Origin of the sequence: Altericista sp. CCNU0014 (genome assembly GCF_044923475.1) — a bacterium.
Taxonomy (GTDB): domain Bacteria; phylum Cyanobacteriota; class Cyanobacteriia; order Thermosynechococcales; family Thermosynechococcaceae; genus JAAURS01.
In genome coordinates this window covers 3,502,435-3,522,640 of the sequence record NZ_CP137338.1, presented here as the reverse complement: position 1 = coordinate 3,522,640, position 20,206 = coordinate 3,502,435, and the positions used below count along the sequence as shown (strand labels likewise).

General features: G+C 50.8%; 21 protein-coding genes. 13 read left to right on the top strand and 8 right to left on the bottom strand.

Translation table 11 applies throughout. The features are described from left to right. Window positions 1–44 precede the first annotated feature (44 nt). Window positions 45–794, bottom strand: coding sequence for a phycobilisome rod-core linker polypeptide (locus tag R6H26_RS16795; protein WP_404783929.1), 750 nt, complete (start codon window positions 792–794; stop codon window positions 45–47). 348 nt (window positions 795–1,142) lie between these two features. On the opposite strand from R6H26_RS16795, the gene R6H26_RS16790 reads away from it, so the two are divergent. Further along, on the top strand, window positions 1,143–1,838 hold the full coding sequence (locus tag R6H26_RS16790; RefSeq protein WP_404783927.1) for a response regulator transcription factor: 696 nt from the start codon (window positions 1,143–1,145) through the stop codon (window positions 1,836–1,838). Here R6H26_RS16790 and R6H26_RS16785 read toward each other — a convergent pair. Together R6H26_RS16785 and R6H26_RS16780 are read right to left on the bottom strand one after the other, a co-directional pair. Then, entirely contained in the window at window positions 1,835–2,215 is a 381-nt protein-coding gene (locus R6H26_RS16785; RefSeq protein WP_404783925.1) for a response regulator, read from the bottom strand. The genes R6H26_RS16790 and R6H26_RS16785 overlap by 4 nt on opposite strands. Before the next feature lie 7 nt (window positions 2,216–2,222). Next, window positions 2,223–4,073: a PAS domain S-box protein gene (locus R6H26_RS16780; protein ID WP_404783923.1), complete on the bottom strand. Its 1,851-nt coding sequence runs from the start codon at window positions 4,071–4,073 to the stop codon at window positions 2,223–2,225. 34 nt (window positions 4,074–4,107) lie between these two features. Between R6H26_RS16780 and R6H26_RS16775 the strand changes: the two genes are divergently transcribed. Then, window positions 4,108–4,230 carry a hypothetical protein gene (locus tag R6H26_RS16775; protein WP_404783921.1) on the top strand — a complete coding sequence of 41 codons (123 nt, stop codon included), beginning with the start codon at window positions 4,108–4,110 and terminating at the stop codon, window positions 4,228–4,230. A gap of 220 nt (window positions 4,231–4,450) precedes the next feature. On the opposite strand, the gene R6H26_RS16770 is transcribed toward R6H26_RS16775, so the two are convergent. The 3 genes from R6H26_RS16770 to pyk all read right to left on the bottom strand — a co-directional run bounded on the left by R6H26_RS16770 (window position 4,451) and on the right by pyk (window position 8,612). Then, on the bottom strand, window positions 4,451–6,118 hold the full coding sequence (locus R6H26_RS16770; RefSeq protein WP_404783919.1) for a CTP synthase: 1,668 nt from the start codon (window positions 6,116–6,118) through the stop codon (window positions 4,451–4,453). A 134-nt stretch (window positions 6,119–6,252) separates the two neighbouring features. Next, the gene (locus tag R6H26_RS16765) at window positions 6,253–6,705 is read right to left on the bottom strand and encodes a retroviral-like aspartic protease family protein (RefSeq protein WP_404783918.1); all 453 of its coding nucleotides are present in this window, start codon (window positions 6,703–6,705) and stop codon (window positions 6,253–6,255) included. 119 nt (window positions 6,706–6,824) lie between these two features. Further along, window positions 6,825–8,612 carry a pyruvate kinase gene (pyk, locus tag R6H26_RS16760; protein ID WP_404783916.1) on the bottom strand — a complete coding sequence of 596 codons (1,788 nt, stop codon included), beginning with the start codon at window positions 8,610–8,612 and terminating at the stop codon, window positions 6,825–6,827. Window positions 8,613–8,749: 137 nt separating this feature from the next. Between pyk and R6H26_RS16755 the strand changes: the two genes are divergently transcribed. Then, the gene (locus tag R6H26_RS16755; RefSeq protein WP_404783915.1) at window positions 8,750–9,196 is read left to right on the top strand and encodes an Rrf2 family transcriptional regulator; all 447 of its coding nucleotides are present in this window, start codon (window positions 8,750–8,752) and stop codon (window positions 9,194–9,196) included. Window positions 9,197–9,213: 17 nt separating this feature from the next. On the opposite strand, the gene R6H26_RS16750 is transcribed toward R6H26_RS16755, so the two are convergent. After that, entirely contained in the window at window positions 9,214–9,918 is a 705-nt protein-coding gene (locus R6H26_RS16750; RefSeq protein WP_404783913.1) for a DUF1361 domain-containing protein, read from the bottom strand. A 59-nt stretch (window positions 9,919–9,977) separates the two neighbouring features. Beyond that, a complete protein-coding gene (locus R6H26_RS16745) occupies window positions 9,978–10,676 on the bottom strand; it encodes a hypothetical protein (RefSeq protein ID WP_404783911.1) in 699 nt (232 codons plus the stop codon). Between the two features lie 510 nt (window positions 10,677–11,186). On the opposite strand from R6H26_RS16745, the gene R6H26_RS16740 reads away from it, so the two are divergent. From R6H26_RS16740 to R6H26_RS16695, 10 genes are all read left to right on the top strand, one after another. Then, window positions 11,187–11,900, top strand: coding sequence for a V4R domain-containing protein (locus R6H26_RS16740; protein ID WP_404783910.1), 714 nt, complete (start codon window positions 11,187–11,189; stop codon window positions 11,898–11,900). Further along, window positions 11,897–12,247 carry a hypothetical protein gene (locus tag R6H26_RS16735; protein WP_404783908.1) on the top strand — a complete coding sequence of 117 codons (351 nt, stop codon included), beginning with the start codon at window positions 11,897–11,899 and terminating at the stop codon, window positions 12,245–12,247. Before R6H26_RS16740 ends, R6H26_RS16735 begins: the two co-directional genes overlap by 4 nt. A 15-nt stretch (window positions 12,248–12,262) precedes the next feature. Beyond that, entirely contained in the window at window positions 12,263–12,748 is a 486-nt protein-coding gene (locus R6H26_RS16730; protein ID WP_404783906.1) for a phycobilisome protein, read from the top strand. Between the two features lie 34 nt (window positions 12,749–12,782). Further along, entirely contained in the window at window positions 12,783–13,466 is a 684-nt protein-coding gene (locus R6H26_RS16725) for a V4R domain-containing protein (RefSeq protein WP_404783905.1), read from the top strand. A gap of 55 nt (window positions 13,467–13,521) precedes the next feature. Beyond that, on the top strand, window positions 13,522–13,998 hold the full coding sequence (locus tag R6H26_RS16720; protein ID WP_404783903.1) for a 2Fe-2S iron-sulfur cluster-binding protein: 477 nt from the start codon (window positions 13,522–13,524) through the stop codon (window positions 13,996–13,998). Between the two features lie 43 nt (window positions 13,999–14,041). Then, complete coding sequence (locus R6H26_RS16715) at window positions 14,042–14,509, top strand: allophycocyanin (RefSeq protein ID WP_404783901.1); 468 nt, start codon at window positions 14,042–14,044, stop codon at window positions 14,507–14,509. An 84-nt stretch (window positions 14,510–14,593) separates the two neighbouring features. After that, a complete protein-coding gene (locus tag R6H26_RS16710; protein WP_404783899.1) occupies window positions 14,594–15,373 on the top strand; it encodes a tetratricopeptide repeat protein in 780 nt (259 codons plus the stop codon). A gap of 194 nt (window positions 15,374–15,567) precedes the next feature. Next, complete coding sequence (locus R6H26_RS16705) at window positions 15,568–16,794, top strand: RNA-guided endonuclease InsQ/TnpB family protein (protein ID WP_404783167.1); 1,227 nt, start codon at window positions 15,568–15,570, stop codon at window positions 16,792–16,794. A 109-nt stretch (window positions 16,795–16,903) separates the two neighbouring features. Then, window positions 16,904–18,190, top strand: coding sequence for a transposase (locus tag R6H26_RS16700; RefSeq protein ID WP_404783412.1), 1,287 nt, complete (start codon window positions 16,904–16,906; stop codon window positions 18,188–18,190). A gap of 186 nt (window positions 18,191–18,376) precedes the next feature. Continuing rightward, the gene (locus R6H26_RS16695; protein WP_404783897.1) at window positions 18,377–20,194 is read left to right on the top strand and encodes a serine/threonine-protein kinase; all 1,818 of its coding nucleotides are present in this window, start codon (window positions 18,377–18,379) and stop codon (window positions 20,192–20,194) included. Window positions 20,195–20,206 lie beyond the last annotated feature (12 nt).

Sequence of the window (20,206 nt, the reverse complement as noted above, 5' to 3'; positions counted from 1 at the left end):
GTACTCCCCCAGAAGAGTCTACGGGACCCATTCGAGAATACCCTTTAGAAGCCCAGCAGCACGGCCAGAAACAGCAATACGATAAAGGCCGCTCCCCCAAAGGTAATTGCCCTGCCCGCTTGCACCAAACCCTGGGGTGGATTTTTTTGCCAGGCCCAACGCGTAGAAGACATGGATGGGCCTGTGAAGCCAGCTCCAAATAATGCCTGCAAGTTAGGCTTCGGCAATTTATCCCGATAGTCAGTGCCGTACCGTGCCGTGTGGGCAAAGGTCGTTTCCCCTTTGCTCCGCTGGGGTAGAATGCGCCGTCGTTGGTAGGGAACGGTATTATCTCCAAACGCATCCCGGTATTCGTCGCTGTTGAGCAAGCTCTCGACAAACCCCTGCAACCCTTCGGTGGCTAGCACGATCGACCGGGCCAGTTTTTCGCGATTGCTGTAGGCGTTGCGACCCAAAACGCGCTGAATGCAAATCTCGACAAAGCGGTAGTTATTATTGCTGTCGTAAGTCAGCCGTCGAAAGGAATCCGAGAGAACTAAGCCTCGAATAAATTCCTTGACTGTAATTTGACCGGACCGCAACCGAGACTCTAAACCCTCTTGACGGTGGCGACTCAACATCTGTTGTTCGTTATAAATCTGGCGATAAGCCGCCGCAATCAGCTCGTCCATGGCCGAACCCGCGAGTTTGTTTTCGGTTGTAAAAATCCGAGCCTGCTCGTCCCCTGGTACCTCAAACCCTTCCACGCGATGATTTCGGGAGGCGGGTGCGTATTCTAATAAAGGAATGGACACTGTAGATCTCCTTAAGTTTTCGATCTGACTGAATTGAGAATCCCACGTCACCCGTAAGGAAAACGGTTAGGAAACCGGAAAGAAATCGGAAAGAATCCGCATAAGTAACAAATCTTGAGACTCTTCCGCTCGAACGAGGGTAGCGGTAGGCTGTCCCACCCACCCCCAAGGCCATCTCCTCCATCATCCCGATCTCCCGCGCCCCAAACGAGCCAAGCGCGACGTTTGTAGAGGGTCAATTTCTCGTAAAATCGTGAAGATGAGTCATCCTTGCCGCCTCGACAAAATAGGTCGAGGCGGGCCATAACTGCCAAGCCTCATGTTTTAACCCTTTCTCAGCCTCTTACCATGAGGATCCTTCTCGTTGAAGACGATGAGCGCCTTGCAGAGACGCTAGCAGAAGCCCTAACGGATCAGCGTTATGTGGTGGATATCGCGACCGATGGAGAATCTGGATGGTACCGAGTCAAAGCGCTAGAGTACGACTTGATTTTGCTTGATGTCATGCTACCCGAACTCGATGGCATTAGCCTGTGCCATCGGCTGCGATCGCACGGTCACACGTTGCCCATCCTGATGCTGACGGCCTGCGACACCATCAGCGATGAAGTCACCGGACTAGACGTCGGGGCCGATGACTACGTGGTGAAGCCCGTCGATTTACAAAAGCTGTTTGCTCGGATCCGCGCCTTACTGCGACGGGGTAGCATAACCGGATTGCCTATCTTAGAATGGGGCGATCTGCGCCTCAATCCCAGCACCTACGAAGTCCACTATGGGGAGTCTCCGGTTCACTTAACGCCCAAAGAGTACGGGCTTTTGGAACTGCTCTTGCGAAACGGTCGTCGAGTTCTGAGTCGGAGCGTAATGATCGAACGCGTTTGGTCCCTAGAGTCGCCGCCCGAGGAACATACCGTGAAAGTTCACATCCGAGGGTTGCGCCAGAAACTCAAAGCGGCTGGAGCCTCTGAAGATACGATCGAAACCGTTCACAGTATGGGGTACCGCCTCAGTCTACCGCACTGTGCTACGGGTATTGACTAACATTGCCAATCTAGAATTTCAGCAATTCGATCGGCAAGGGTTAGCGGATCGAAGGGTTTGGTGAGAATGCCTGCAAGCTCCAACTGTTCTGATTGGTCGTAACCCATAGGCTGCACCTTAGCCGTCAATAGAATCACTGGGATATCGGACGTTTCGGGATTTTCTTTGAGTTTTTTGAGGACGGTAAATCCGTCCATCTCAGGCATCATCAAATCCAGGAGAATGGCGTCGGGCTTTTCTGCTTCGGCTTGGCGCAATCCGTCGGCACTCGTGTTGGCCGTCAACACGTTCCAATGGGCTAACTGGCTGAGACTCACTTGAATCACTAGGCTAATGCTTTTTTCGTCATCAATGAGCAGAATCCGTTTGCTAGACATGAAACACCTACATAATCGGCAACGTGAAGTAGAATGTGCTTCCTTCTCCTTCGATGCTTTCAACCCAAATGTGCCCGCCATGCTGCTGCACGATAGTCCGGCAAATGGCTAAGCCTAACCCGGTTCCGCCTATCTGACGGGTATCTGAACTGTCAACCTGTTGAAAGCGTCCGAAGATAGCTTCTGTTTTGCTGGCAGGAATACCTCTCCCCCGATCTCGAACTTGAAACAAGACTTGCTCCGTTTGGGTTTGAACCCCTAAGGCAACGCTACTCTGGGGCGGTGAAAATTTAATGGCGTTGTTCAAGAGATTGATAAGGACCTGAATGATTCGATCTGGATCGACCCAAACTTCAATTTCATTTGGAATGAGGGTTATGGCAATATTACGCTCTTCTGCAAGGGATTGTACGGATTGAGTCGCTCGATTCATTAAATCGGCTGCGCGGCAGAGTTGCCTTTCTAGTGGTAATTTTTGCGCTTCTAGACGGTCGAGGGAAAGGATATCGTCGACCAGCCGCACGAGGCGTTCGGATTCGAGCGCGGCTACGCTTAACATCTGTTTGGACGATTCCGCCTTGGTGTCGAGGTTTCCAGAGGCGAGAAGTCCTAAGGATCCGCGAATGGAGGCGAGGGGCGTTCTCAATTCGTGGCTCGCGATCGCAATGAAATCGGTTTTGACCTGTTCGGCGATGCGACGTTCGGTAACATCTTGCATTTGCTTGACAAAATAAAGCGGTTCGCTTTGGAAGTCGCGAACTAAGGAGGTACTAGCGACGATCCACAGGGGATAGCCAAGCTTGTGAAAATAGCGTCGCTCGGTTTGAATGCTTTGCACTTCCCCTAATACGAGCTGATTTAATTCACTGCGTTGCCGTTCCGCTTCAGAATCTTCGATGAGTTGGTCCGAGGTCATGGTCAGTAATTCTGTTTCTGTATAACCCAATAACCTGCACAAAGATGGGTTGACTCGCAAAAAGTGACGGTCGAGTCCGACTAGGGCTAAACCATTGACGGCAAAGGCGAAGGCATTGCGAAACAGTTCTTCGCTTTGCAGCAGGGCAAGCTGGGCGCGTTTGCGATCGCTCAGTTCCAGTTGCAGTTGGGTATTGACTTGGCTCAGTTCTCCGGTGCGTTGGGTAACGCGGGTTTCCAACTGCTGGTTTGACTGTTTCAGCGTTTCCTCAGCTCGCTTGCGATCGCTGATGTCTCGAATCAGCCAATGAATGCTGGAAATTGCTCTGCTGTCCGGTTCGTATTTGGCACAAATCGAGAGCGCGGCAGAAAAAGTTTGACCCTTCCTCGGTTGGAATTGCATTTCCCAATCTTGACTCAGATGTCGAACCAGTGTGGTACAACTTCCTCGATCGTTCTCCCCGGTCTCGGCAGTCTGGGTGGAGTCTTGGGAGACTAATTCCGTCAATCGCTCTAGTTGGGTTCGAAACAACGGGCGTCCTGCTGGGGGGACAAACATGACCAGGAGTTTGCCGACCAGCAAATCGCGATGGAGCTGAAATAGAATCTCTGACGCGCAGTTTGCTGCTTGAATGATGCCTTTGGCATCCGTGACCAAGTAGGCGTCAGGAGCCAGCTCGAATAAAGTTCGGTAGCGCTGGCGCTCGGCTTCTAAGTCTTGGCGCGTGGCTAGCAATTCTATATTTTGCTGAGATAATTCCTCTGCCGTCGCTTGCAACTCTTCTAAAGTGCTGTTCAGGTCGGCGATCGCTTCTTCCAGCAAAGTCCGAGACGGAACCGACACACTCTCAGCATTTTGCCGCAGTGCATTCAACCGCACTTGAATGCCTTGAATTTGTCGTTCTAGTCCCATCTCGGGCTTGTCTTTGCGGTATGGCGTCATGGCTCGATCGTCTCCTGCATCAAAATAATACCCTTTGAATATCGTCCTGATGACCCACGAGCGGATTGTAACTGAGGCGACCCGATGGTCTGGCCTCGACGGTTCGTTGACGCTAAAGGTAGTGTTTTTGCCTATAGGGCTGAGCACTGCTCTCTAGAGTACACCTCAGTTTCGTAAATCTTTGTGAGTAAATCATGGGGATTCAGAGGGTGTTGCAGGATCGCTGACTGACAAAGCTGAAAAGAGCCTCACCCCAACGCCGACGACAGGCTCGGGGCTACGCCAACGACAAGCTTCCCTCGATGCAGGACACAACCTTTTGCAGAGCGCTGCGGTGTAGCGAATTTTTGGGTCGAGACTGCAGAAGTTGTTAGATTTTAGCTTGGCAGAGAATAGGCTGCAATCGGTTCGCGATCGAGCTCGTCGTCCTGTTTCTCCAATGCCATTTCATCCTGACGGAGGACGGCCTGCATAAACCCTCGGAACAGCGGATGAGGCGTGTTGGGGCGAGATAAAAATTCGGGGTGGAACTGGGTGGCAATAAAGAAGGGATGATCGGGTCGCTCGATCATTTCCACGAGTCTTCCATCTGGAGAGGTGCCGCTAATGAGATAACCCGATTCTAAAAAGGGGCTGCGGTAGGCGTTGTTAAATTCATAGCGGTGTCGGTGGCGCTCGTAAATGACTGGCTCTTGATAGAGACGCTCTGCCAAGGAGTCTGGCAAAATTTTGCAGGGATAGAGTCCGAGGCGCATCGTACCGCCCAAGTCCACCACATCCTGCTGTTCGGGCAAGAGGTTAATGACTGGGTTGGGCGTATCGGGGTCGAATTCAGCGCTGTGAGCATCGGGAAACCCACCCAGGTTGCGCGCCCACTCAATTACCGAGCACTGCATTCCCAGACACAGCCCCAGGAATGGAATGCGGCGCTCGCGAGCGTAGCGAATGGCTTCAATTTTGCCATCCACCCCGCGCACTCCAAACCCGCCCGGCACGATAATGCCGTGCATCCGATCTAAAAATGGATCGGCTCCCTTTTCTTCAATCTCTTCCGAGTTAATCCAATGTAAGGTTACTGCAACCCCTGCCGCTAGGGATGCGTGGTGCAGCGACTCCACCACGGAAAGGTAAGCATCCGAGAGCCGCACGTATTTTCCAACGATCGCAATATCGGCTCGCTTTGTCGGCTGGTGGAGCCGATCGACCAAGATCTGCCACTGGGTTAGGTCGGGTTGCCGATCTTCCATGTTGAGCTGATTCAAAACCTGCTGCGCTAAACCTTCCCGCTCTAAAATGAGCGGCACTTCGTAGATGCTGCTGGCATCCTGACAGGTGATGACGGACTTGACGGGTACGTCGCAAAATTCCGAGAGCTTATCTTTGATGCCGGGGTAGAGGGGGCGATCGCAGCGGCACACCAGTACGTCAGGCTGAATCCCAATGGAACGGAGTTCTTTGACAGAGTGTTGGGTTGGCTTGGTTTTCATTTCCCCTGCCGCTGGAATCCAGGGAATGAGCGTGACGTGCATGTACAAAATGTTTTGCCGTCCCACATCCTTGCGGAACTGGCGAATGGCTTCCAAAAATGGGAGGGATTCGATATCCCCCACCGTGCCGCCAATTTCAGTAATGAGGACGTCTGGCGTGGTATCGTGCGCCACCCGGAAAATCCGCTCTTTAATTTCATTGGTGATGTGGGGGATCACCTGGACCGTACCGCCGTTATAGTCGCCCCGCCGCTCTTTATTCAGCACCGACTGGTAAATCGAACCCGTCGTCACGCTGTTGAGGCGAGACATGGCGGTATCCGTAAAGCGTTCGTAGTGGCCTAGGTCGAGGTCCGTTTCTGCTCCGTCGTCGGTCACAAAAACCTCCCCGTGCTGGAAAGGACTCATGGTGCCGGGGTCGACATTAATGTAAGGGTCTAACTTCAAAATCGAAACCGAATAGTTTCGAGACTTGAGCAACCGCCCTAAACTAGAGGCCACGATTCCCTTTCCAATGCTGGAAACGACGCCTCCGGTTACAAACACGAATTTTGTCATGACGGCCTCTGTCCCAGTTCACCCGCTCTATTGTGCCATAGTCCTCAAGCTGTCAGTCGAAGAGTGCGGACTTTTTTGAGGAAGGCACTCATTCTGTCAGGGTGCTGAGGGGATGTTTGCAGAAAATGTCGAGACTAAATTCTGAGGACGGAATAGTTGGGATGTTCGGGGTTGGGGATGAGGCGCTGATTTTTACAATCGACCAGCAAATCGAGGGTTTCTAGAACGGTCTGGCCGATGAGGACGGTTTTGCCTGTCACGAGGGTGGCTTCGGTGGTTTCTCGGCCTGCAATCTCGATGAGGACGGGTTCGGTTACGCCTACGGATTCTTCGGTGCCATTGGCAAATTGGGCGATTTGTTGGTTGCGAATGTTAAGGCCGAGTTGCGCCATGATTGCCTTAGGTAAAACGGTTCTCACGGCTCCGGTTTCGATGAGTGCTTCGGTTTCGCAGGTGCGCAAAAGGTCAGGGTTCAACAGGCCGCGACGAATGAGGGCTTCATCAATCGCATTGGTGAGTTTTACTTTGACGCGGACTTCACCCATTGAATTTTCTGGCCTTGCTGTGGTCGCAAAACGTTGTACCATCGCTGTTTTCTCCTGAAATGTCGTCAAAGATTAGGCCTCTGGTTCAGGTGATGGGTTGTATTCGCCATGACCTCTATTCAGTAGCTTGCAGTAGCTTCATGTCGCCTCAATCATCTGACCTAAACTAAAAGCGTTGAAACTTTTTGATAGTTATCGAAGCTGCCGGAGTAGACCAGCCCTTTGGGAATATCCAGGGTCAAGATCGTGCCGTCTCGGATCAATTCGGTTGCGCCATCTACCCCAACAATAACGGGGATTCCTAAGCGCAAACCGAGTACAGCCGCATGACCGTTGCGATCGCCATCTTCGGTAATAATGGCCCCCGCCTTGCGAATGGCATCTACATGGACCGCCTCGGTGAACGACGCCACCAAGATTTCGCCGACGTTAAAGTTTTTGAGGCTGTTTGGACCGTTGGCAATGCGAGCGCGACCGCTGATGGCCCCTTGGCCGATCCCGACCCCTTGCCCCATCACGGCAGTGACCATCTCCACCTTCAGCAAATCCGTCGAGCCGGATACATTTTGCAGCGTTCCCGCCGTCATGACCACTAAGTCCCCTTCCTTGACAAAGCCTTTCTCTAGGGCTGCATTAATCGACGCTTGGAAGGTTTGACGCACAGAGGGCAGATTCAGCACCAACAGCGGTTGCACCCCCCATACCATCTGGAGCTGCCGCGCAATTTCGACGTGGGGCGTGACGGCCAAAATTGGAATATTGGGCCGAAATTTCGAGACGTTCCGAGCCGTTGCTCCGGTCTTAGTCAAGCTCAAAATGGCCTTTGCACCGAGCTGTACCGCAATTTGACCGACCGCCGCGCTGATGGCGTTGGGAATCGATCGCTCCGAAGGCGTTTCTGTCATCCAGTTAGGCCAGAGGTGACGCTCTTGATCGATGCGCTCCGCAATCCGTGCCATCGTCGCCACCGCCTCGACGGGGTACTTACCCACCGCCGCTTCGTTGGAAAGCATGACCGCATCGGTGCCATCCAAGATAGCGTTGGCCACATCGGAGATTTCAGCCCGTGTCGGACGGGGGCTATTCACCATGCTGTCCAGCATCTGGGTGGCGGTAATGACCGGAATCCCCAAGCGATTGGCCGTAGCAATCAGGCGTTTTTGCAGCATGGGAACGTCCTCGGCAGGCAGCTCCACCCCCAAGTCTCCCCGCGCCACCATGACCCCATCGCACAGGCGCAGAATCTCTTCCATCTGCTCGATCGCCTCGTGCTTCTCAATCTTCGCGATCACGGGTGTAGACTTGCCCGCTGCCGCAATCAGTTCTTTGATTTCAATCACATCTTCAGGATTGCGCACGAAGCTGAGGGCAATCCAGTCCACCCCTTGATCCAGCCCGAAAACCAAGTCCCGGCGATCTTTGTCCGTCAGCGCCTTGATCGATAAATACACCCCAGGGAAATTCACGCCCTTTGCATTTGACAGGGGTCCTCCCACGACGACCCGACAGTGGAGTTCGCCCTCCGCAGGCTTGACCTCCTCCACCTTCATCTCGACGCGACCGTCGTCGAGCATAATGATCGCACCGTTGGGCACTTCTTCTGCCAGAGGCGGATAGGTGACGGAACTGATGGTTTGGGTGCCCGGCACATCTCGACTGGTCAAGATAAAGCGATCGCCTTTTTGGAGCGAAATCGGCCCGTCGGCAAACTTACCCAGCCGAATTTTCGGACCTTGCAAATCCTGCAAAATTGCGACGGGGCGGTTGAGTTCGTAGGAGAGCTGGCGAATGAGCCGAATCGAAGACTTATGGTCTTCGTGAGAACCGTGGGAAAAGTTGAGGCGCAGGGTCGTAGCGCCTGCTTCAATCACGGCTCTCAGCATTTCTGGCGTTGAAATAGCGGGGCCGACGGTCGCAACAATCTTAGTACGACGAAAAGAGTCTGACATGGACAAAGGAAGATCGCTCAAGGTTAAAGCTTTACAATAAAAAGGACGGAAACAGACGGATGCCTGACTTTAGCCGATTTTGGGTTCAGTCTGCTACCCACCTACCATCATTCTTTCATATCGCCAGCGCAATCTACATGAAGCTAACCACCCGCGGGCATTATAGCGTCAAGGCACTCCTAGACCTCAGCCTTCAACCCCGCTACGGTCCCGCTTCTGTGACCGATATTGCGCTGCGTCAGTCTCTGCCCGCTCCTTATCTCGAGAAGCTGCTGATCGAGCTGAGAAAAGCTGAGATCGTGCAATCGGTGCGGGGCGCTCAAGGCGGATATCGACTGGCGCGATCGCCCGCCCAGATTTCCCTGGGCCAAATTTTAGAGGCGATCGGCGAATGGGACGAGCCATTTCCCATTGCAGCCCAAGATGCCCTCGCCAATGCTGAAGACTGGGTTGCAGCCGCCGTTTGGAAGCGGTTGGGGCAACATCTCAAGTCTGTCTTGTACGGCATTACGCTGGAAGACCTCTATTACGATGCCCGCAGTTGGCAAGCAGCTCAAGGAGCCGAAACGAGCTTTACGGTCTAGGGCACAAGGCCATGGGGTCAATCGAAGGTATGCTTGCCTTTGCGAAGCTCTCTCGCTCGCAGTAAAAGACCGATGGTGACTTGCTTCATTATCCAATAAAAAATTGCCAGAATAAACGCTGTTGCTAGCACCACGATCGCGGGGCGCTTGCCCGTCAAGTCATTCAGCGTTGCTAGGATGATATTATGCGGGTCAGTCACCAGATCCCAGCTATTAAATCTTAAAAAGCGTCCTAAATAAATTCCTACAGAACATAAAAAGTGCGTCAACAGCTCGGCTGCGAAAATATACTTTTGCAATCCTATCCGGCGCAGATAAGCGCCTTGGTTGATCGAGGAAATCACGTAAGCTTCAAAACCAAGGGTAATCGCTCCCAAATGCAGCGGGATATAAAACAATGTAATAACCCACACGGAAGGTGTCGCCCAAGTTGCCTGAATTAAATGAATGATGTCTGTCAATACATAGGGCGCATTGGGTAAAAACGCGGCATAAACGGCAAAGAAAACCCACCACATCGCCGATCTGTGGGGTTTGGACGCGCGTTGGGAGGCCGTCAAAGAAGCTGCTGGCGAAGCAGTACTGAAGTACTTTAAAGCCCAAGATTTTCGGAATAGTAAAAAGCTGATGAAGAGCGGAATAAATGCTAAAAATAGATTCCAAACAATCCAGCCATTGTAGCGATATAAATACTTAAAGCCTCTATATAGAATATCTTCCATATTTAACCGCAATAGTATTTCAAAAAGTCAGGTAAAGACAAGATTTATTGCGTTCAGATCTATTGAGCCAGTTGTATCTCTTGCCTTGAAATAGAGCAGTACGCGAGATGCTCTTGATTGACTAAATTATCGAATCCGTGAATGATATTAGAACATCGATTAATGTATGCCTTTATCCATTCCTTAAAGTCTTCTACTTCCGATTCTTGCAACGTATCCGTCATCGAACGACTGACTTTGAGCTGAAAATCTTCTTGGAAAGAAAAACCGTTCTGCTGCAGCGACTGAGGGCAAGAACTTACGAAGTAATCCTTTGAAATCCTCGGCCCTAAATATTGTTCGCCGCATTTCAATAAAGCTTTTAGGATTTCAACAACTTTAGCAACGGTAAATTCTCTGCGGACAAAGCCTTCGGAGACGGCCACGCGCTGAGGGCTGTCTTGCAGTGCTGTACTGGCAGAATCTGGAAATCCCAACAGACGTACAATCTGCTTTTCAACTTCCTGAAGTTGCTGCGGGTGTTTTCCTTCCGAAGATAGATTCTGATAGGCGCGAGCCAAAATTTCTAAGTTGTTGATTCGTTGGAAATGCTCTGAAGAGTCTGCAACCAAGCGATTGAGGATCTCCTCCGGTTCGAGCGTAATGATTTGCGACAGGGCTGAGTCTGCCGTCGTTTGTAGCAGAAGCTCTCTGGACGACTGGATCAAACGCCGCACGTAGTAGCTCGCCATGGGAGAAAGCTTATTAGACAAACTCATATTGAATCAAAACCTAGGGGGAGTCCTTCAGAAAAATTTGGGGTATTCGCAACATTTGCGCTTTGAGAGGCTGGTGCAACCGATTCGGAGGCAATCCTATCCAGACTTTACAATCAGACCTTCAAAAAATGCATCCGTATTTCATTAAGCCCATTCCATTCTCGCACTCCATCATTTGTCATGATGAAAACTTTTGCTCCGATCGCCCTAACGCATCTTTGCCCTCTTTTTCAGATCTCACCTCAACCCAGCGTGAGAAATACGAGTTTACCAAAGCTGGGAATGCAGCGCTAGCCAGATTCAGCACGGTTTCAACAAAAATGCAACGATTGGGGCGAAGGTCGATCGAAAATCCGTAGAACTACTGAGTGCTTCGATGACTCATTCGTTCAGGCAGGTGGGCATATTGAGAATAACGTAGACACGACGATCGCCCAACGTTGAATCCACTGCTAACCAGGCTGAATTTATGGCACACGACAATCCATCGGGGGGACATTTACTGTGATTTTGACAACCTCTGAACAACCTAGCCCCCTCCTCGACTACTCTTTGACGGTCGATCACCTTCTGAAGAAGAAGTACCCTCAACGCCACCACCACTACCGCTTCAGCGACTTCTTTTCTTTTAAGCCCGAAACTGGAAGCGTCATCGACTGGAACGACTCTCGCAATATTTTTGCAGGAGAAGATTTCATTGTGGCCCTGATTGAAGGACTAGAAGAAGAAGTCGGGAATGCCTCTTCTGTTGTGATGTACAGCATGGGGCGACAGTGGGGACAAAGAGATGCCGAAGCGTTTAAGATTTGGTTTTTTAAGGAATTCGGCTTCGACGTCAAGCAATCTAGCCTGTCCTTTATTTTAGAAACCTGGTGGTGGCCGTTTGCCAGCCAAGGGTGGGGAAACTGGGAAGTGGACCTAGACGAACAAAAGAATGGTTTTATGTTCATCAATGTCTTTGACTCCGCCGTTGCTCGAACCTTAGGCGATGTGGGCAAGCCCGTCTGTCACATTTATGCAGGTTTATTCTCTGGTTTTTTTAGCGGTCTGATTCAAAAGCAGCTCAACTGCATTGAGATTCAGTGCTATGCCATGGGCGAAACCTACTGTAAATTTCTCCTAGGCAAACAGGACCGCATCGATTCTGCCACCTTCTGGCAAACCGAAGGCGCAACGGCTCGCGACATTGAGAAACGACTCCAGCACGGGGAGTACCTCGGATGACCATTGCTGCGGATTGGCTGACGATAAAAGTTGGAACATTTTTAGGTTCAGTTCCCTGGCGTAGCGAAACGGCATTGGCTTCCTCCAGCAAAACGGCAGAACTGCTGGATTGGAGACAACTGAGCGTTCGCGGCTTCTTTTCCAATATTGCTTGGGACGGACGCTTGCTAGAGTTTCAAACCCATACTGAAACACCGCAAGACCTTTCTTATTTGCTGCCGGTTCAGTCGTTCTTTAGCTATTTTTCGTGGGAAGGGCGTCCTCATATTGGCGCGGTGCCCCAGCTGAATGTCAGCCAAGCCAAAGTGCCTGAACTCAGCCTCAATGACCTATCGGACTTGTTTTAGGATAAAGCAACGGGAATGGATACTGCACTGCAATCTTTAATTTACGCAGCGGACGATCACTATCTCAGTGATGCCGACTTGGATCGATTTAATAAGGATGTTAAGGCTCTAGGCGATCGCATTGAAGCGTACGAGTACCTGCGCGATCGCGAACTGTCCATCCTGCAGCCTGCCGCCGACTACCTTACCGAAGAATTTCTCAGCGCAGACCCCAAGTTATTGGAGCGCGCCGTTCTTCACTGGCTCTCAATTTTGCGGTATGCCTCGATGGCAATGCTGACGAACAACTCGGAATACCTGAGCCGCCGCATTTTGGAATGGTTGCCGGAACTTGTGGACGCGTACCAACTTCGCGATATCGAGCTGGCGCTGTACCGGTTGATTCAGGCCCAACTCAAAAGCAGCCTGTCTCCAGAGCAGTTGGCCCTCATTAAGCCTTATCTCGAAGACGCCTACGCCGTTCTCCTAAACGCAAAGCCTGCCCTGCAAAAGTCCGCCTAGTCCTTCTGGGCAAACCCTACAAGGAAGTATTTTAATGATTTCAGTCAAAGAGTTAGTTAGAGAATCCCATCTTCCCAGCAATTACTTTGCCCCTGATGTATACCTTCAGGGCGACCTAGAGGCTGGTCTGATTGAAAACCGAGATGGTGCCCGTCTGCTGGCACTGCCAGACGCTTTGCTTCGCGCGATCTACGAAGGGTTAGCCGAAGAAGTCGGAGCCGCCTCCGAGTCTGTTTTGTACAAATGCGGTGCTTGGTGGGGGAAAACCTTCTACCGACGCTTCGCTGAAGAAGTGAGCCAGCACCATCAAAAGCCGATCGCAGATATTGAGATGATCGAGTTTTTGCAATGTCTCAAGCAAAGCTGGAAAACCCACGGTTGGGGCAAAATCGATCTTGATTTTGATTTCTACCAGCAAGGTTTCATCGTCGTTAAGGTTTGGAATTCTGCTTTTGCAAAAAGCAGCCCTAGCATCGGCAAACCCAAGTGTTTTGTAGAATCCGGGTTGCTCAGCTCTTTCTTTAGCGGATTGACGGGGCAGAAACTTCACTGCATCCAGACCACCTGCGAATCGATGGGTGCCGAGTGCAATCATTTTGTCCTGGGTCTGCCCGATCGAGTCAGGCGGGCTGAGGCTTGGCTTCAAGAAAATCACGACCACGCCGCTATTATGGATCGGCTGTGTCAGGGGCAGGTAGAGCGCCGCGTTAGCGTCTGATTATTAGGCGTTGGCTTTTCGAGACTTATCAACATGGATGTAAGGGGCTGAAGTTGTGGCTAAAACTGTCAAAATTAACTCTATCAACGAAGAAACTGCCGTTGAAACGAACGATAATCTTCTTTCTCTGCTCATAAAAAAAGATTTAAAAGTTTCCCAGGAATGCGGCGGGCGCGGAATGTGCGCGACTTGCCACATTTTTATCACCGATGGGATGGAGCAGCTTTCTCCGATGAGCCGTCGGGAGCAGCGCACCCTTGAGGTCATTACGACCTGCAAAAAGAACTCTCGGTTGGCCTGTCAAGCTCGCGTTGTGGGAGAGGGCGTGGTTGTCGAGCTACCTGCTGGGATGTATGTCACTGAGGTGGAAGACATTGAGTCCCTCATCGGTCAACGAGCCGAGCAGGATATTTTGCACCCGATCTACGGCACGGTACTGGTCGAGACAGGCAAGCTCATTACGCGCTCTATGATCAGCCAGCTCAAAGATACTCAGGGAGAGGTTTCTAAGATTCTCTCGCAGTCTGAATAGCATATAAAGTCAAAACTTTTTGCCCCCTATTTTTGGATACATTATGTTGACACAACTTTCCCGCCTTGCTCTTGACGCGGATGGCCGATACGCGACCGCCGAGGAACTTCAGTTCTTAAAAGATTATTTGCAAACGGCTGACCAGCGCGCTCGGGCTTACAAAACCGTCAGAGATAATGAGGCTTTTCTGTTAGAAGATCTGCACAGTCAGGTTAAGAACTCTGATGGGAGTTCTCTTTTCAAAGGGACCAAAGACGTCTCTAACTTTTTCAAGCGCGATCAGAAGCACATTTTGCGGGTTGCGTCGGCAGCGATGTTGTTTAACGACTTGGATTTCCTGCGCGAAGGGCTGCTGCTCTGGCATCGCACGATTATCAAAGCGTTTGGCGTTGAGAGACCCGCTCAGGTGGCCTGCCAGGTATGGCCGAACGTGATGGGCAAGTATTTACCCACCGATGAATACAAGTTGATGTCGCCGGTGGTTGGATTAATTCGAGCAATTCTTGGGTAGGTTGAATCTGCGCCGTTGGCACGATAAGACGCCCATTCTTTCATTTTGTTGGCCGATCTGTACTAAGGATATCGAGAAATGGTTATGTCTCAAAACGAAGAGAACAATAAGACCCAGACCAGTTGGTTGGGTTGGCTAGAGGGTGCATCCATCGCAGGAGCTGTTGGCGCGGCGATCGCCACGGGTCAGAGTGCCGTCATGCTATCAACGCTGCCGCTTTCCTTGGCTGCCGCACTCAGCTTTGTCAATCGCCAGCGCATGCAGTCCGATCTCCAGCGGCAGATCATGCTCACCATTGAGTGTCAGGACCAAAACCTGCAAGTAGTGAAGCAAGACGCTGAAGCGCTTGCAGGCACCGATCGCATCTTAATGATCCAGCTTAATACCACAAACAACAAAATCGAAGAGGTTCACAACACGCTGGCTCAGCTTCAGTCCCAAATCGGTAGCCTTGAAGCGCAGTCGGCAATGCTGGTCAAAAAGCAGTCGGAGCTTTTAGAAAGTACGTTAGAAGAAAGCTACTACCGTCGCGGGTTAGAGCTAGAAAAACGCGGAGAATTCAAAGATGCGATTGCAGCCTACACCGAAGCGCTACGCGTCAATCCTAACTACGCCCAAGCTTACATGCAGTTAGGGTCTGCCTATGCCAACTCGGGACAAAAACAACAGGCGATCGCCCACCTGCGAACGGCCACCAAGCTGTTCTTTGAAAGTGGCGATTTGGACAACTATCACGCCGCCCGCGAACTCAGCGAAACCGTCCATGCTGGAGAGACGATCGCCGAGCCCGCAGCCAAGCTCGCCTCTCCCGAACCCTCTTCAGACAATGGCAAGCGCCTTGCCGTGGACGAACTGTTTGTTTAGCTTGTAGGCGGGAAGCCCCGCGCTCTACCTGTATCCAGGCGAGCGACGGGATGAGAGACGCGTGAGTCGAGGTACGTTGCCTGAGCAATGCCGGAGGCGAGAGAAGGTAACAGTGCCGAGACGAACAAATAATGTCTCGCAAAATCACTTATTTTTATATTATCGCAATTTAATGAGTGTGATAATATGTGAATATGTTGAAAGCAGTGAAGATCAGGCTTTATCCCACAGATGCACAGCAAGCTCATTTGGCTCAAGCCTTTGGGTGTGTTCGTTGGGTCTGGAACCAGTCTCTTGCAGTCATATCCTTGACCTATAAAGAGACGGGGAAAGGGGTTTCTGCCTTTGACATGAAGAAACAAATTCCGTTGTGGAAGGCTGAGCATGATTGGTTGAAAACTTGTTATTCTCAATGTCTTCAGCAATCCGTTTTGAATTTGTCTCAGGCATTCATCAACTTCTTTGATGGTCGAGCCCAATACCCAACCTTCAAAAGTAAGTTTGATCGTCAATCCCTGCAATATCCCGCAAATGTCAAAGTGCTCAGCCAAACTGAAATTAAGTTTCCTGGAAATCTAGGGACTGTAAAGGCTAAGGTGCATCGCGATGTTTCCGGGAAGCTGAGAACGGTGACGATATCCAGAATGCCAGATGGTCGCTATTACGCTTCTCTATTGGTTGAGGATGGCATTGAAAAGCCAGAACCCAGTAGTGAAGGGAAGGCGATTGGGATTGATTTGGGGTTAATTGATTTTGCTGTCACATCAGACGGCTCAAAATATCAGAATCCCAGGCATCTGCAAAAACATGAGCGCAACTTAAAACGTAAACAGCGCAAACTATCCCGTAAAAAGGATAAAACCACGAACAAGCGGCGCAAAGCAAAACTTGCAGTGGCAAAAGTGCATTCTAAAATTGCGAGAGTGCGCGCTGATTTTCTACACAAGCTGTCCCGTAAGACAGTGAACGAGAACCAAGTTATTGTTGTAGAAAACCTGGCAGTCAAAAATATGGTCCAAAATCACAATCTTGCTAAAGCAATCAGCGATGCAGGTTGGGCGACATTTTGTACCATGCTCAAATACAAGGCTGAATTTGACGGAAAAATCTACCTAGAGATTGGGCGATTTTTCCCATCGTCACACTTGTGTCATTTGACGTTGCTGCCAGTTCCAAAGATGGATTTGTCTGTTCGGTCGTTTGAATGCCCTTATTGTCATGAGCGTCATGACCGAGATGTGAATGCAGCCATCAATATCAGAAATGAAGGCTTACGGATCTTGGCGTTGGGAATCAGCGCTACTGCCCAAGGACGCGATGTAAGACCAAAGCGGTATGGACGCAAATCCACTACTGTCGAGGCTGTTGCGGTTGAGCTGGGAAGCCCGCGTTCTACCTGTACTCAGGTGAACGTCGGGTAATTCACTTTCCTGCCTAGCCCGGCGCGATTATCGTTAGTGTCCTGAGTTTTTCGCCATAGAGGCCAAAGCGTGAAAAGGTCTGAGGATAAGAGATTCAGGCCAACAGAGAATGGATATCGTCACACGCAAAGCCCAAATACTGCGGGTTCAAACCCAAAATCCATATCCAGAGTTGAACGAAGTCCTACAGGAAAAACTGAATACAGAGGTTCTGGGGGTTACGCAAAGCGTCTTAGAAGCAGCTCTGTGCGAAGAATTACAAGAGCATCTCAATCAGCTTGCGGGAGAACGACCTCGTCGGTCTGGCTACTTCAAGCGAGTCCTTGATAGCGAATACGGGCGCATCGAATCCTTGTCGGTACCCAAGCTGCGCCATGGGAACAGAGACCGAGACTGGCAAATCTTGGGGCGCTATCAACGGGGCCTTGGCAGTCTATTAAACTTTTGTCTAAGTCTGTATGTCATGGGCCTGTCCTTGCGAGACTTGCAAGAAGCGCTCTATCCATTACTCGGGGCTGTATTATCGGTCAATGCCATCAACCGAATCACAGAAGCCGCTCAACAGCAGATGAATCAACGGCGCACGGCAAAAATTACCACTGCTGTACCCATTTTGCTTGTCGATGGTGTTTGGGTGAGAATTCAATATGCAAGCGGGGAAACCTTTGAAGACCAAGCTGGACATGTGCGCGCCTTGCGTCAAGCCGAAGAACGGGTTGTTTTAGTGGCAATGGCCATTTATCCAGATGGCACTCGTGAAATCTTGCACTATGAGATTGCCGAGAGTGAATCTCAATTCGCCTGGGAGTCTTTTTTCAAGGGTTTACAGGAGCGTGGATTGAAGCTTGATGGGGTTGAGGTTGTCGTCAGTGATGGGACCAATGGATTGCCCGCTGTGCTCAAAGCCTGGGTACCTCAGGCCCAGCATCAACTGTGCATCACTCATAAAATCAGGGCAATGCTGCGTCATCTGGGCTATGAGAATTTATCCATCCAAGATGCGCAAGGTCAGACCCTAGACCTTCCAGAAGCAAAGAAGCTTCGCTATACCCAGATTAAGACTGACGCCTATGACATCTATAAAACCGATGATTGGATGGAAGCCATTGAGCGATTGGTGGTCTTTGTCGAGACTTGGCAGTCTGTTGAACCTAATGCCATCCGCTCCTTTTTGAGAGATATTGTTTTGACCTTTAATTTCTATGATTTGAACCCATCCTTATATCCACTCGTCCGAACCACTAATGCGCTCGAACGATTGTTTCGAGAGTTTAGGAACAAGTCCGATGAAATTGGTGCGTTCCCCAATGAAGACAGTTGTTTGACCATTTTCTTCTTGGTCTTACAGCGTGACCATACCAAGCATGACCGTCTCAAATCTGTGGCGAAAAACTAGGGACACTAACCGATTATCCTACATCGCAAATTCTGAAAAATATGCGTTTATATGCATAGTGTCAGGTCAATGATGGGCATCTTAAGCGTTAACGTGCGATATTACGATTGACTTCGCTCGTTTTAATCCAATCTAAAATTGGTGCTCCGCGCTCTTGAAAGATGCCCTCCATTGTCTGCCAGCTCTATGAAAAACTCGCACTACCGAATTCTAGGGGAAGTCGGGCAAGGTCAATTCGGCAAGGTTTTTTGCGGGTACGATCGCAGTACGGGCCAGCTTTTGGCCCTCAAAAGCTTAGATCACCTGCGGTTTCCGACCCACAATTTTTTAAAAGAGCTGGCGATATTAGTACGGCTAAATCATCCCAATATCGTGAGTTTTCGCGGTGTCGAGTATCGCGATGCCGGGCGTTATATTGTGATGGATTACTGCCAGGGTGGCACTTTGCGGCAGCTCTTAGAGTCTAAAACCGAGCTTTCTTTTCTACAAAAATTAGGTCTGGTTCAGGATACTTTACGGGGGATCGAACACATCCACCAACACCAGATCGTTCACTGCGACCTCAAGCCCGAAAATATTTTGCTAGACGCGACAGCTCAAGGCTGGAGCGCTAAAATTGCAGACTTCGGTATTGCGCGCTTCACGGGTAACCCAGAAGCGCGCAATACCAGTTCGGGCGATACGGGATCGCCCGCTTATATGGCTCCGGAGCGTTTCTACGGTCGCTATTCCCCCGCGTCGGATTTGTACGCGGTGGGGGTATTGCTATACGAATTAGTGTCGGGACAGCGGCCCTTTTCTGGAATGCCTGCCGATGTGATGAAGGCTCATCTGAACCAGCCTTTACGCATTCCCAAGCCGCTCCCAACGCTGTTGAAGGTTATCATCCGCAAGGCATTGCAGAAGCTACCGCAGCATCGCTACAGTTCGGCCACGGAGATGATGCTTGCCCTTGAAGCTGTCATTGTCAGTCTTCGTCACGCAGATCCACCCTCTACCGGTCCGCAATCGACATACTCTCCGCAGCGGCAACTCCTACCTAAGTCTGCTTTTCCTAGCGCGATCGCCACAGATATCAATTCTTCAACTTTCATCAGACAGCTTCAAATTCGCTCGGAACACCTGCAGTTGTCTTGTGAATTCGATCGGGTCATCTGCGGGCTTTGGTCCCACCCCCAAGGCTGCACGATCGCGACCCAATCGCCTGAAGAATTAACCCTTTGGCTTAAATCCCAGACTGAAATCCAGTCCCTGGGAACGCTACCCATTCCGCGCGACCCCTCCGGCAAAACACCTCGCGTTTGGGTTGATATCGAACCCCAAGGTCGTTGGCTGGCAATGCTTTATGGCGGCAACGCTGCCTCTGGATCGAGATCCGATCCGGCTCTGCTGGATAGCGCGCTACAGCCCAGTTTTCTCAAGATTTGCAAGCTCTCCCACCTTAGCGCTGCAAAATCCGTTGCATTGGAGCGCGCGGCAGATCGGGTTTGGGTTGTCAGTTCCCGCCATCTCCTCGTGGCCCGCACGCTGATATCGGGTTCTTTGGAATTTCCCAATCAATTTCAGCGATTGGAGTTTTGGAATCGACGCGGGCACTTTTACTGGGCCTACGACCTCGAAGGCGTTATCAAGGCAGCGACGCTTGGCAGCACTGCTCGAAATTATCTCTTTGCTGCGATCGAAGCAGAACCATCGATGGGGATGCTCATTCAACTGTCGCCGCTCAAGATTAAGCGAATTCCCCTCGATGTTTGTGCGGATTGGGTTTGCGCTGCACGTTGGGGCTATATTTTGGGCGATCGCAGCGGTAGTTTTGCTTGTCTCAACCGTCGAGGGAGGACTGTAGCGCAAGCGCAGCTCCCGCTGGAGGCTGGATGCGAAATAACTGCTGTTGCGTTTGAAGAACCTGCGACCCTCGCGATCGCGGTCCAATGCGATCGCAAAGCATTCATGTATCGGTTAGATCTTGGAGTGCATTTACCTAGAGCTTTAATGAATCTTTAATTCACGCGTCAG